This window comes from Stutzerimonas stutzeri, from assembly GCF_024448695.1.
In the GTDB taxonomy this organism is placed as follows: Bacteria; Pseudomonadota; Gammaproteobacteria; order Pseudomonadales; family Pseudomonadaceae; genus Stutzerimonas; species Stutzerimonas stutzeri_T.
Window position 1 is genome coordinate 1 of sequence record NZ_JAMOHY010000027.1, and the last position, 11702, is coordinate 11702.

15 protein-coding genes are annotated in these 11702 nt (G+C 59.8%); 14 read left to right on the forward strand and 1 reads right to left on the reverse strand.

All coding sequences use genetic code 11. The features are described from left to right. Window positions 1-37: 37 nt before the first annotated feature. Entirely contained in the window at window positions 38-853 is an 816-nt protein-coding gene (gene suhB, locus NAV32_RS15190) for an inositol-phosphate phosphatase (protein ID WP_256053634.1), read from the reverse strand. A 142-nt stretch (window positions 854-995) separates the two neighbouring features. Between suhB and trmJ the strand changes: the two genes are divergently transcribed. The 14 genes from trmJ to NAV32_RS15260 all read left to right on the forward strand — a co-directional run bounded on the left by trmJ (window position 996) and on the right by NAV32_RS15260 (window position 11702). Next, window positions 996-1766, forward strand: a complete 771-nt coding sequence (gene trmJ, locus NAV32_RS15195; protein WP_256053635.1) for a tRNA (cytosine(32)/uridine(32)-2'-O)-methyltransferase TrmJ — start codon at window positions 996-998, stop codon at window positions 1764-1766. Window positions 1767-1771: 5 nt separating this feature from the next. Beyond that, window positions 1772-2548, forward strand: coding sequence for a serine O-acetyltransferase (cysE, locus tag NAV32_RS15200; RefSeq protein ID WP_256053636.1), 777 nt, complete (start codon window positions 1772-1774; stop codon window positions 2546-2548). A 164-nt stretch (window positions 2549-2712) separates the two neighbouring features. Beyond that, the gene (iscR, locus tag NAV32_RS15205; RefSeq protein WP_256053637.1) at window positions 2713-3204 is read left to right on the forward strand and encodes a Fe-S cluster assembly transcriptional regulator IscR; all 492 of its coding nucleotides are present in this window, start codon (window positions 2713-2715) and stop codon (window positions 3202-3204) included. Window positions 3205-3234: 30 nt separating this feature from the next. Next, a complete protein-coding gene (locus NAV32_RS15210; protein WP_256053638.1) occupies window positions 3235-4449 on the forward strand; it encodes an IscS subfamily cysteine desulfurase in 1215 nt (404 codons plus the stop codon). A 42-nt stretch (window positions 4450-4491) separates the two neighbouring features. Then, window positions 4492-4884, forward strand: a complete 393-nt coding sequence (gene iscU / locus NAV32_RS15215) for a Fe-S cluster assembly scaffold IscU (protein ID WP_256053639.1) — start codon at window positions 4492-4494, stop codon at window positions 4882-4884. A gap of 15 nt (window positions 4885-4899) precedes the next feature. After that, window positions 4900-5223 (forward strand): iron-sulfur cluster assembly protein IscA, encoded by a 324-nt coding sequence (gene iscA, locus NAV32_RS15220; RefSeq protein ID WP_256053641.1) that lies wholly within the window; start codon window positions 4900-4902, stop codon window positions 5221-5223. Window positions 5224-5230: 7 nt separating this feature from the next. Then, window positions 5231-5752, forward strand: a complete 522-nt coding sequence (gene hscB, locus NAV32_RS15225) for a co-chaperone HscB (RefSeq protein WP_256053642.1) — start codon at window positions 5231-5233, stop codon at window positions 5750-5752. 41 nt (window positions 5753-5793) lie between these two features. Continuing rightward, window positions 5794-7656, forward strand: coding sequence for a Fe-S protein assembly chaperone HscA (hscA, locus tag NAV32_RS15230; protein WP_256053643.1), 1863 nt, complete (start codon window positions 5794-5796; stop codon window positions 7654-7656). A 5-nt stretch (window positions 7657-7661) separates the two neighbouring features. After that, window positions 7662-8000 (forward strand): ISC system 2Fe-2S type ferredoxin, encoded by a 339-nt coding sequence (gene fdx, locus NAV32_RS15235; protein ID WP_256053644.1) that lies wholly within the window; start codon window positions 7662-7664, stop codon window positions 7998-8000. Window positions 8001-8016: 16 nt separating this feature from the next. Then, a complete protein-coding gene (iscX, locus tag NAV32_RS15240; protein WP_256053645.1) occupies window positions 8017-8214 on the forward strand; it encodes a Fe-S cluster assembly protein IscX in 198 nt (65 codons plus the stop codon). A 156-nt stretch (window positions 8215-8370) separates the two neighbouring features. Beyond that, complete coding sequence (gene ndk / locus NAV32_RS15245; protein ID WP_256053646.1) at window positions 8371-8802, forward strand: nucleoside-diphosphate kinase; 432 nt, start codon at window positions 8371-8373, stop codon at window positions 8800-8802. A gap of 16 nt (window positions 8803-8818) precedes the next feature. Then, complete coding sequence (gene rlmN / locus NAV32_RS15250) at window positions 8819-9967, forward strand: 23S rRNA (adenine(2503)-C(2))-methyltransferase RlmN (RefSeq protein WP_256053647.1); 1149 nt, start codon at window positions 8819-8821, stop codon at window positions 9965-9967. 14 nt (window positions 9968-9981) lie between these two features. Continuing rightward, the gene (gene pilW, locus NAV32_RS15255; RefSeq protein ID WP_256053648.1) at window positions 9982-10740 is read left to right on the forward strand and encodes a type IV pilus biogenesis/stability protein PilW; all 759 of its coding nucleotides are present in this window, start codon (window positions 9982-9984) and stop codon (window positions 10738-10740) included. Next, window positions 10737-11702: a RodZ domain-containing protein gene (locus NAV32_RS15260; protein ID WP_256053649.1), complete on the forward strand. Its 966-nt coding sequence runs from the start codon at window positions 10737-10739 to the stop codon at window positions 11700-11702. Before pilW ends, NAV32_RS15260 begins: the two co-directional genes overlap by 4 nt.

Below are 11702 nucleotides of genomic sequence, written 5' to 3' on the forward strand. Positions count from 1 at the left end.
TGACCATAGATTTTTGTGGCTGACTTTTGTGCAGCCGTCAGCGTTTCAGCGAGGGTGTCAGGTGCGGTTGGATCGCAGTCAATACGGCCTTGAAGCATTTGTTGTTGCCGGCGACGATCTGGCCTTTTTCAAGGAAGCCATGACCGCCGGAGAAATCACTGACCAGGCCGCCTGCTTCCTGAATCAGCAGTGCGCCTGCAGCCATGTCCCATTCGGAAAGACCGAATTCCCAGAAGGCGTCGAAGCGACCGGCGGCAACGTAGGCCAGGTCCAGGCTCGCAGCGCCAGCGCGGCGCACACCGGCGGTCTGGCCGACCAGGCTGCGGAACATGTTGAGGTAGGCGTCCAGGTTGTCCATTTGTCCGTCACGGAACGGGAAGCCGGTGCCCAACAGGGCGCCTTCAAGGCTCTTGCGCGAGCCAACACGCAGCCGGCGGCCATTGAGGGCGGCGCCGCGACCCCGGCTGGCGGTGAATTCTTCCTGGCGGACCGGGTCGATGATCACGGCATGTTCCAGGCGGCCGCGGTACTTGCAGGCGATGCTGACTGCGTAATGCGGAACGCCGCGCAGGAAGTTGGTGGTGCCATCCAGCGGATCGATGATCCACAGGTAATCGGCGCCATCACCGGAGCCTTGTGATAGTCCGCTTTCTTCGCCAAGAATGCCGTGGTTCGGATAGGCCTTGCGCAATGCTGTGATGATGAGTTGTTCGGCGTTGCGGTCGATTTCAGAGACGTAGTCGCGCGCGTCTTTTTCGCTGACCGAGATCACGTCCAGGCGCTCGGTGGAACGAATAATCATTTCGCCGGCGCTGCGGGCGGCGCGCAGCGCGATATTCAGCATGGGCTGCATCGATCAAATACCTGGTCGTTTAAAGAAAGCCGCAAATTCTAGCAGAAAGCATTCGCTATATGTTGTCTGTACCGCAGTTCAATGGCGAAGCAGCGGCTGCTTCCTGTAAGCTTTTGCCTTTGCTTTTGGCCGGGAAGAAACTGTGTCGCTTCAGAACATTCGCGTGGTGCTGGTCAATACCAGCCACCCTGGCAATATTGGTGGCGCCGCTCGGGCCATGAAGAACATGGGGCTGTCCCGGCTGGTGCTGGTCGACCCCGAGGACTTTCCCAGTTCCGAGGCGGTGGCGCGGGCGTCGGGCGCAACCGATATCCTCGATGCGGCCCTAGTCGTTGCAACCCTTGAGGAAGCGCTGGTGGGATGCAGTGTCGTGCTTGGCACCAGTGCGCGTGACCGGCGTATTCCCTGGCCCCTGCTGGACCCTCGCGAGTCGGGTTCGGCCTGTATCGAGCAGGCTGAGCAGGGCGGCGAAGTGGCGCTGGTCTTCGGTCGCGAATATGCGGGGCTGACCAACGAAGAGCTGCAACGCTGCCATTACCACGTGCACATTCCCTCGGACCCGCAGTTCAGTTCGCTGAACCTTGCCGCAGCCGTGCAGGTGCTCGCCTACGAAGTGCGCATGGCCTGGCTGGCCGCCCATGACCAGCCGAGCAAGCAGGAGAAGCTGGAAACCACTTCGCTGCTCAATGCGCAGCCGGTGACAGCCGACGAACTGGAGCATTACTACGGGCATCTTGAACAGACGCTGATCGATATCGGTTTTCTCGATCCGGCCAAGCCGCGCCATCTGATGCCCCGGTTGCGCAGGCTCTACGGTCGCAGTGGCGTCAGCAAGCTGGAAATGAACATCCTGCGCGGCATCCTGACCGAGACTCAGAAAGCCGTTCGTGGAGAGCCACACAAGCGGAGATAGGATTGATGTTCGAACGCATGCGCGAAGATATCCAGAGTGTGTTCCATCGTGACCCCGCAGCGCGTAATGCCTTCGAGGTCGTCACGTGCTATCCGGGCCTGCATGCTGTCTGGCTTCATCGGCTGTCCCACTGGCTGTGGCGCAAGGACTGCAAGTGGCTGGCGCGGATGAATTCCAATCTGGCGCGCTGGCTCACCGGCATAGAAATTCATCCCGGCGCGCAAATCGGGCGGCGCTTTTTCATCGACCACGGCATGGGTATCGTCATCGGTGAAACCGCCGAGATTGGTGACGATGTGACGCTCTATCACGGGGTGACTCTGGGTGGCACCAGCTGGAACAAGGGCAAGCGTCACCCGACTCTGGAGGATGGCGTAATCGTCGGTGCGGGCGCGAAGATTCTCGGGCCGTTCACGGTCGGTGCGGGCGCCAAGGTCGGTTCCAATGCGGTGGTGACCCGCGAGGTTCCGGCGGGGGCGACTGCAGTAGGCATTCCCGGAAAGATCATCATCAAGTCCGATGATGCCCAGGAGGCCAAGCGCAAGGCGATGGCCGAGAAGATTGGCTTCGATGCCTATGGTGTCAGTGAGGACATGCCAGACCCTGTGGCCCGTGCAATCGGGCAGTTGCTCGATCATGTGCAGGCGGTGGAGGCGCGCATGGAGGAAATGGGGCAGGCGCTTGCCGCATTGGGCAGCGATTACTGTGCCAGAGAGATGCCTTCGCTGCGTGAAGAGGATTTCGCCGAAATCAAGGACGAGGGCGAAGGGCCGCGTACCTGATGGCGGGGTGGATGCGAGCTGGTATGATGCGGTCTGGTTGAGTTGTGCTTCGCCGAAAGCGGTTGTTCTGCCGGAAAGGTTGAGTAAATTAAAGGGTCATATAGTTGATCTAAATACTCGGGTATTGCATACTTGCGTCAAACCTTGATGCTTGGTGCAAACCGATGCGATTGACTACCAAAGGCCGTTACGCCGTAACCGCGATGCTTGACCTGGCGCTTCATGCGCAGCAGGGTCCTGTCTCACTTGCGGACATATCCGAACGCCAGGGTATTTCGCTTTCCTATCTCGAACAGCTGTTCGCCAAGCTGCGCCGTGGCAGCCTGGTCAGTAGTGTTCGCGGGCCAGGTGGCGGCTATCAGCTGTCCCGTGCCATGGCCGACATACAGGTCGTGCAGGTGATCGACGCGGTCAACGAGTCCGTTGATGCCACGCGCTGTCAGGGGCTTGGCGATTGCCACTCGGGCGATACCTGCCTGACCCACCACCTCTGGTGTGACCTGAGTCAGCAGATTCACGAATTCCTCAGTGGCATCAGCCTGGCCGATCTGGTCAATCGGCGTGAGGTCCAGGAGGTGGCGTTGCGGCAGAATATGCGTCATGCCAATGGCCAAGCGCCGCAGCTCGACAAGATTGAAGCGTCCGCCATCGAATGATCCGGGCGACAGCCGAATAGGAGATACCTGATGAAACTGCCGATTTACCTGGACTACTCCGCTACCACGCCGGTCGATCCACGTGTGGCCGATAAGATGATTGAGTGCCTGACTGCCGACGGAAATTTTGGCAATCCGGCTTCGCGTTCCCATGCGTTTGGCTGGAAGGCTGAAGAAGCGGTAGAGAATGCGCGTCGCCAGGTGGCCGAACTGGTCAATGCCGATCCGCGCGAGATTGTCTGGACTTCCGGCGCGACCGAATCCGACAACCTCGCGATCAAGGGTGTTGCCCACTTCTATGCGTCCAAGGGCAAGCATATTGTCACCAGCAAGATCGAACACAAGGCGGTACTCGATACCACCCGCCAACTTGAGCGCGAAGGATTTGAGGTCACCTACCTCGACCCGACTACCGATGGTCTGATCACGCCGGCCATGGTCGAAGCTGCGTTGCGCGACGATACGGTGCTGGTTTCGATCATGCACGTGAACAACGAGATCGGCACCGTCAATGACATCGCCGCCATTGGTGAGCTGACCCGCTCACGTGGTGTGCTGTTCCATGTCGATGCAGCGCAGTCGACCGGCAAGGTGGAGATCGACCTGGAGACGCTGAAGGTTGACCTGATGTCCTTCTCCGCACACAAGACCTACGGCCCCAAGGGCGTCGGTGCCCTCTACGTTCGCCGCAAGCCGCGGGTGCGTCTCGAAGCGCAGATGCACGGTGGCGGACACGAGCGCGGCATGCGTTCGGGTACCCTCGCGGCGCATCAGTCTGTCGGCATGGGTGAGGCCTTCCGTATTGCCAAGGAGGAAATGGCGGCGGAAAACGAGCGTATTCGTGCGCTGCGCGACCGTTTCTTCAAGCAGGTCGAGCATCTCGAGGAGCTGTACGTCAACGGCAGCATGACGGCACGTGTGCCGCACAACCTCAATCTCAGCTTCAATTATGTGGAAGGCGAGTCGTTGATCATGGCGCTCAAGGACTTGGCCGTTTCGTCCGGCTCGGCCTGTACTTCCGCTTCGCTGGAGCCGTCCTACGTGCTTCGTGCCCTTGGTCGCAACGACGAACTGGCGCACAGTTCTATCCGCTTCACTTTCGGACGCTTCACCACTGAAGAAGAAGTCGACTATGCCGCGCAGAAGGTCAGCGAGGCCGTCACCAAACTGCGTGAACTTTCACCTTTGTGGGACATGTTCAAGGACGGCGTCGACCTTTCCACGGTCGAGTGGGCGGCCCACTAAGCCGCTGCACCGCGCATAGTCAGAATCAACGAGGATTGCACCATGGCATACAGTGAAAAGGTCATCGACCACTACGAAAACCCCCGCAACGTCGGCAAGTTCGACGCAGAGGACCCTTCCATCGGCACCGGTATGGTCGGCGCGCCGGCCTGCGGTGACGTGATGCGTCTGCAGATCAAGGTCAACGAGCAGGGCGTCATCGAAGATGCCAAGTTCAAGACCTACGGTTGTGGCTCGGCAATCGCTTCCAGCTCCCTCGCCACCGAGTGGATGAAGGGCAAGACCCTCGAAGAAGCCGAAACCATCAAGAACACGCAACTCGCGGAAGAGTTGGCCCTGCCGCCAGTGAAGATTCACTGCTCGGTGCTGGCCGAGGACGCTATCAAGGCCGCCGTTCGCGATTATCGTGAGAAGAAAGGCCTGCCCCAGGCATAAGCGGAGGAGGTATCGATGGCTATCAGTATGACGACTGCCGCCGCCGATCACGTGCGTCGCTCTCTCGAAGGGCGTGGCAAAGGCGTCGGGGTCAGGCTGGGTGTGCGCACCACGGGCTGTTCCGGCCTCGCCTACGTGCTTGAGTTCGTCGATGAGGCGGCTGCCGAGGATGCGGTTTTCGACAATCACGGCGTCAAGATCATCATCGACCCGAAGAGCCTCGTCTATCTTGACGGCACAGAGCTCGATTTCGTTCGTGAAGGCCTCAACGAGGGCTTCAAGTTCAACAACCCCAACGTGCGCGGTGAATGTGGCTGCGGCGAGAGCTTCAATATCTGAGGGCGCCGTGGGTATTCCCTGTCATTACGCGCTGTTCGAGTTGCAGCCGGCATTCGATCTTGATCTGGACATGCTGTCGTCGCGTTATCGCGAGCTGGCACGCAAGGTTCATCCCGACCGGTTCGCTGATGGTAGTGAGCTGGAGCAGCGGCGAGCGGTTGAAGAGTCAGCCAATCTGAACGAGGCCTACCAGACCCTGAAAAGCCCTTCGCGGCGCGCTCGTTACCTGCTTGCGCTGCAGGGGCAGGACATGCCCCTTGAAGCGACCGTCCAGGATCCGGAGTTCCTTCTGCAGCAGATGCAATGGCGTGAAGAACTGGAAGAGCTGCAGGACGAGGCCGATGTGGCGGGCGTCATGACGTTCAAGGCTCGCCTCAAGGCCGCCCTGCAGGACATCAATGAAGCCTTCTCCCGTACCTGGCAGGACCCTGCGCATCGCGAGGAAGCAGAGCGGCTGGTCCGCCGTATGCAGTTTCTCGACAAGCTGTCCCAGGAAGTGCGCCTGCTGGAAGAGCGCCTCGACGATTAACCCCGCGTAGCGCCTGGCGCTGCGCCCGATATCAGACAGACATGGCCTTACTTCAGATAGCTGAGCCCGGACAAAGCCCGCAACCTCACCAGCGCCGTCTGGCGGTTGGTATTGATCTGGGCACAACCAATTCCCTCGTGGCTGCGTTGCGTAGCGACATTACCGCACCACTGGCCGATGCTGACGGCGAGGTGATACTGCCTTCGGCCGTGCGTTATCACGCTGATCGTGTCGAAGTGGGGCGGGCGGCCAAGCAGGCAGCCTCCAGCGATCCGCTAAACACCATTCTGTCGGTCAAGCGCCTGATGGGGCGTGGTGTCGGCGACGTCATGCAGCTGGGTGGCCAGCTGCCGTATCGCTTCAGCGAAGGCGAGTCGCAGATGCCCTTCATCGAGACGGTGCAGGGGGCGAAAAGTCCGGTGGAGATATCCGCCGAAATCCTCCGGGCGCTGCGCGAGCGCGCCGAGGCGGCACTTGGTGGTGAGCTGGTGGGTGCGGTGATCACCGTGCCGGCGTATTTCGACGATGCGCAACGGCAGGCGACCAAGGATGCCGCCCGTCTGGCCAATCTCAATGTACTGCGCCTGCTCAACGAGCCGACCGCTGCAGCTGTGGCCTATGGTCTTGACCGCCAGGCCGAGGGTGTCGTGGCCATCTATGACCTGGGTGGCGGGACTTTTGATATATCCATTCTGCGCCTGACCAAGGGTGTATTCGAAGTGTTGGCCACCGGCGGTGATACGGCGCTGGGTGGTGATGACTTCGATCATGCAATTGCCAGCTGGATTCTGACTCAGGCCTGTGCTTCGTCAGATCTGGCTCCGGGTGCGCAGCGTGAAGTGCTCAAGCTAGCCTGTGATGCCAAGGAGCGACTCACCGCTGAAGAATCTGTCGAGCTGAAGTATGCCGATTGGCAGGGGGTTTTGACGCGGACGATTTTCCACGAACTGATCGATCCGCTGATCGCCCGCAGTCTTAAGTCCTGCCGTCGTGCGCTGCGCGACTCGGCGGTCGAACTGGAAGACGTTCACGCGGTGGTGATGGTTGGCGGTTCGACGCGGGTTCCGCGTGTGCGTGAGCGGGTGGGCGAGATGTTCGGTCGCCAGCCGTTGACCGATATCGATCCTGATGAGGTGGTGGCCATCGGTGCCGCGATCCAGGCCGAAACCCTGGCGGGCAACAACCGTGATGGCGAAGAGTTGCTGTTGCTGGACGTTATTCCTCTGTCGCTGGGCCTGGAGACCATGGGTGGACTGATGGAAAAGATCATCCCGCGCAATACCACCATCCCGGTCGCGCGTGCGCAGGAATTCACCACCTATAAAGATGGCCAGTCGGCCATGATGATTCATGTCCTGCAGGGCGAGCGCGAGTTGATCGCCGACTGCCGCTCACTGGCGCGCTTCGAACTGCGTGGCATTCCGCCCATGGTCGCTGGAGCGGCGAAGATTCGCGTCACCTTCCAGGTCGATGCCGACGGGCTGCTCAGTGTCTCCGCCCGCGAGCTTGCGTCGGGTGTCGAGTCGAGCATTCAGGTCAAGCCTTCCTACGGGCTGACTGATGGCGAGATCGCGCGGATGCTCGAAGACTCCTTCCGCAAGGCGGGCGAAGACAAGGTCGCTCGTGCGCTGCGTGAACAGTTGGTTGATGCCCAGCGTTTGCTCGAAGCGGTCGAGACTGCATTGGCGGCGGATGGCGAGCGTTTGCTCAGTCAGGAAGAGCGTGGCGCGATCATGCTGCAGATGCAGGCCTTGCGTGACTTGCTCGACAGTCAGGATGGCCTTGTCATCGAGCGGCAGATCAAGCGCCTCAGCCAGATTACCGATGCCTTCGCAGCGCGCCGCCTGGACTCAACCGTCAAGGCCGCACTGGCCGGACGGCAGCTCAACGATATCGAGGAATGACCCAGATGCCGCAGATTGTTTTCCTGCCCCATGCAGACCATTGTCCGGAGGGGGCGGTAGTAGAAGCCCGGGTTGGCGAAACCGTGCTGGATGCCGCGCTGCGCAGTGGCATCGATATCGAGCACGCCTGTGAGAAATCCTGTGCCTGCACCACCTGTCACGTCGTAATTCGCGAAGGCTTCGCTTCGCTGGAAGCTTCCGACGAGCTGGAAGACGACATGCTGGACAAGGCCTGGGGCCTGGAGCCTGACTCACGGCTGTCCTGTCAGGCTGTCGTGGCTAACGCCGATCTGGTGGTGGAGATCCCCAAATACACCATCAACCAGGTTTCCGAAGGCCATTGAAGGCGAGGGCATCATAATGAGTCTCAAATGGGCGGATGTGCTGGATATCGCCATCGAGCTTGCCGAAACCAGGCCGGACGTTGATCCGCGCTACGTCAACTTCGTCGACCTGCACCGCTGGGTGGTCGAGCTGCCAGAGTTTTCCGATGATCCGGCGCGCGGTGGCGAGAAGGTTCTCGAAGCCATTCAGGCGGCCTGGATAGAAGAAGCCTAGACGGCGGCTTCGAGCCATGACCTGCGGCCGCGGCGTTCGGCCCGGTCTGCACTGATTCTCTTGAAGCGTGTGGCTGCCCTTATATTTTGCTTCCCGACCCGCGTATAATCCGCGGGTTTACTTGTTTGCTTTAAACCCACCAGACTGGAGCTTCACATGGCCCTGCAACGTACCTTCTCCATCATCAAGCCTGACGCTGTCGCCAAGAACGTCGTCGGCGAAATCACCACCCGTTTCGAGAAGGCCGGCCTGCGCGTCGTCGCTTCCAAGATGGTTCAACTGTCCGAGCGCGAAGCAGGCGGTTTCTACGCTGAGCACAGCGAGCGCGGTTTCTTCAAGGATCTGGTTGCCTTCATGGTTTCCGGTCCGGTCATCGTTCAGGTTCTGGAAGGCGAAGATGCCATTGCCAAGAACCGTGAACTGATGGGTGCTACCAACCCCAAGGAAGCTGCTGCAGGCACCATCCGTGCCGATTTCGCCGTCTCCATCGACGAGAACGCCGTACACGGTTCGGACTCCGAAGCCTCCGCTGCTCGCGAAATCGCCTACTTCTTCGCTCAAACCGAAGTCTGTGCGCGCATTCGCTGAGTGACAGGTGAATTCCATGATTGCCACGACTGCCAAAGTCAATCTGCTGGGGCTGACCCAGCCACAGCTGGAAAGCTTCTTCGAGTCCATCGGGGAGAAGCGCTTTCGTGCCGGTCAGGTGATGAAATGGATTCACCACTTTGGCGTCGATGATTTCGATGCCATGAGTAACATCGGCAAGGCCTTGCGCGAAAAGCTCAAGGCTTGTGCCGAGATACGCGGCCCGGAAGTGGTCAGTGAGGACATTTCCAGCGACGGCACTCGCAAATGGGTGGTTCGTGTCGCTTCGGGCAGTTGTGTCGAAACTGTTTATATTCCCCAGGGAGGCCGTGGCACGCTGTGCGTTTCCTCCCAGGCGGGCTGTGCGCTGGATTGCAGTTTCTGCTCCACCGGCAAACAGGGCTTCAACAGCAACCTCACCGCAGCCGAAGTGATAGGCCAGGTGTGGATTGCCAGCAAATCCTTCGGCAGCGTTCCGGCCAAGGTCGATCGCGCCATCACCAATGTGGTGATGATGGGCATGGGCGAGCCGCTGCTCAATTTCGATAATGTCGTCGCCGCCATGCACATCATGATGGACGATCTCGGCTACGGGATTTCAAAGCGCAAGGTGACGCTCTCGACATCCGGCGTGGTGCCGATGATCGACGAGCTGTCCAAGGTCATCGATGTGTCACTGGCCTTGTCGCTGCACGCACCGAACGATGAGCTGCGTGACCAGTTGGTGCCGATCAACAAGAAGTATCCGCTGAAAATGCTCCTGGCTTCCTGCCAGAACTATATTTCCAGCCTGGGCGAGAAGCGTGTTCTCACCATCGAATACACCCTTTTGCAGGGGATCAATGATCAACCCGAACATGCCGAGCAGATGATCGAGCTGCTGGCGAAGATACCTTGCAAAATCAACCTGATTCCCTTTAATCCATTCCCTCATTCGGGATATGAGCGCCCCAGCAACAACGCCATCCGGCGTTTTCAGGACATCCTGCATAAAGCCGGGCACAATGTGACGGTGCGCACCACGCGGGGTGAGGATATCGATGCAGCCTGCGGCCAACTGGTTGGGCAGGTGATGGATCGGACACGCCGAAGCGAGCGTTACATCGCTGTGCGTGAATTGCAGTCCGAATCCGGTGCGGCGCCCATTGCCACAAATCGATCCTGAGGGGGATGCTACTGATGACCTTGCGCATTGCGCTGCTGTTTCTACTTACCGGCCTTATGGCCGGTTGTGTTTCTTCAGGCTCCGGCGATCCGCTGCGCACTTCGAGTGGACGTGATCAGGCGCGTGATGCCTATATCCAGCTCGGTATCGGTTATCTCCAGCAGGGTGAAGCTGCGCGGGCCAAATCACCGCTGCGCAAGGCGCTCGAGCTGGATCCCGGCAGTGCGGATGCACATGCAGCGCTGGCTCTGGTATTCCAGAACGAGATGGAATACCAGCTTGCTGATGAGCATTATCGCAAGGCGCTTTCAGGCCGAAACGATGCGCGTATTCTGAACAATTACGGCAGTTTCCTGTTCGAGCAAAAACGCTACCCGGAGGCCATGGAGCGTTTCGCCAAGGCGTCAGAGGACAATCTGTACGGTGAGCGTGCGCGGGTCTTTCAGAATATGGGCATGACCGCACTGCAGCTGGGCCAGCGTGAGCAGGCCGAAACCTACTTTACCCGTGCGCTGCGCCTCGATAGTCGGCAGCCGCGCGCTCTGCTGGAGTTGGCTCTGCTCGCATATGAGGCCAAGGATTACGTGCCGGCCAAGCGTTACTATGACGGCTTCAGCAGCCTGGCCGAACAGAATGCCCGCAGCTTGCTGTTGGGCATACGTCTGGCCAATATCCATCAGGACCGCAATCAGGCCGCAAGCCTGGGGCTACAGCTCAAGCGGTTGTATCCGGGTACGCCTGAATACCAACAGTTTCTTTCGGAGCAACGATGACAGCGCCCCATTCCGAAGCGGCTGCCTCAACGGCTGCCAACCCTGGCGAAACGCTTCGCGCTGCGCGTGAAGAAAAAGGTTTGCCGCTTTCTTCGGTAGCCCAGCAGCTCAACCTGTCGGAACGCTCGCTGGCCCAGATCGAGGCCGGTGACTTCAGCCGAATGCCGGGGCTGACCTTCGCCCGAGGTTACGTTCGTGCCTATGCCAAGCTGCTAGAACTTGATCAGAACCGCCTGGTCAACGAGTTTGATCACCATACCGGCACCGGTGCTGCCGCCAGCAACATCAACAGTCTGGGCAATATCGATGAGCCGGTGCGGCTGTCACGCAGTGTGATGCGCTTTTTCGTGTTCGCATTGATCCTGATTGTCGCTGCGGCTGCACTGTTCTGGTGGCAGGATCAGACAACCCGCGGCCAGTCGGTGCCGGCGCTTTCCTCTCTGGATCAGATCGAAGTGGAGGCGGCAGACGGCACTACCGAAATTCATCTGTTTGAACGTGATGAAGAACTGCCCGAGCCTGGCCCGGACGAGCCGCGCGATACGCCACTGGCCGAGACTCTTTCCTCGCCAGGGCAGCCTGAGCAGGCGCCGGTCGAGCAGTCAACGGGCGAGAGCGTTGCTACGAGCGAAGCGCCAGTCGCTGTGCAACCTGTCACGGAACCCGTTACGCCAACGCCAACGCCGGCATCAGCGGCTGAGGCTGTTGCGCCAGCGCCCGGTGAGGGTCGGTTGACGCTGACATTCACCGACGACTGCTGGACACGTGTGACCGATGCGAATGGCGAAGTGCTCTACAGTGCGCTGGCCAAAGCCGGAAGCAGCCGCACCCTGGTCGGCAAAACACCGCTGGATCTGCATCTCGGCTTCCCGGCAGGCGCGCAAGTCAGCTTCAACGGCGAAGCCGTCAATCTTTCAGGCATCACGCGTGGCGAGACTGCGCGTCTCAAGCTCGGACAGTAA

Bases quoted from the DNA above. Each gene is read 5' to 3' on its own strand.
- cysE (WP_256053636.1), top strand. From the start codon at position 1,772: ATGTTCGAACGCATGCGCGAAGATATCCAGAGTGTGTTCCATCGTGAC.
- iscX (WP_256053645.1), top strand. From the start codon at position 8,017: ATGAGTCTCAAATGGGCGGATGTGCTGGATATCGCCATCGAGCTTGCC.
- suhB (WP_256053634.1), bottom strand. From the start codon at position 853: ATGCAGCCCATGCTGAATATCGCGCTGCGCGCCGCCCGCAGCGCCGGC.
- NAV32_RS15210 (WP_256053638.1), top strand. From the start codon at position 3,235: ATGAAACTGCCGATTTACCTGGACTACTCCGCTACCACGCCGGTCGAT.
- pilW (WP_256053648.1), top strand. From the start codon at position 9,982: ATGACCTTGCGCATTGCGCTGCTGTTTCTACTTACCGGCCTTATGGCC.
- NAV32_RS15260 (WP_256053649.1), top strand. From the start codon at position 10,737: ATGACAGCGCCCCATTCCGAAGCGGCTGCCTCAACGGCTGCCAACCCT.
- fdx (WP_256053644.1), top strand. From the start codon at position 7,662: ATGCCGCAGATTGTTTTCCTGCCCCATGCAGACCATTGTCCGGAGGGG.
- iscA (WP_256053641.1), top strand. From the start codon at position 4,900: ATGGCTATCAGTATGACGACTGCCGCCGCCGATCACGTGCGTCGCTCT.
- iscU (WP_256053639.1), top strand. From the start codon at position 4,492: ATGGCATACAGTGAAAAGGTCATCGACCACTACGAAAACCCCCGCAAC.
- rlmN (WP_256053647.1), top strand. From the start codon at position 8,819: ATGATTGCCACGACTGCCAAAGTCAATCTGCTGGGGCTGACCCAGCCA.
- ndk (WP_256053646.1), top strand. From the start codon at position 8,371: ATGGCCCTGCAACGTACCTTCTCCATCATCAAGCCTGACGCTGTCGCC.
- iscR (WP_256053637.1), top strand. From the start codon at position 2,713: ATGCGATTGACTACCAAAGGCCGTTACGCCGTAACCGCGATGCTTGAC.
- hscA (WP_256053643.1), top strand. From the start codon at position 5,794: ATGGCCTTACTTCAGATAGCTGAGCCCGGACAAAGCCCGCAACCTCAC.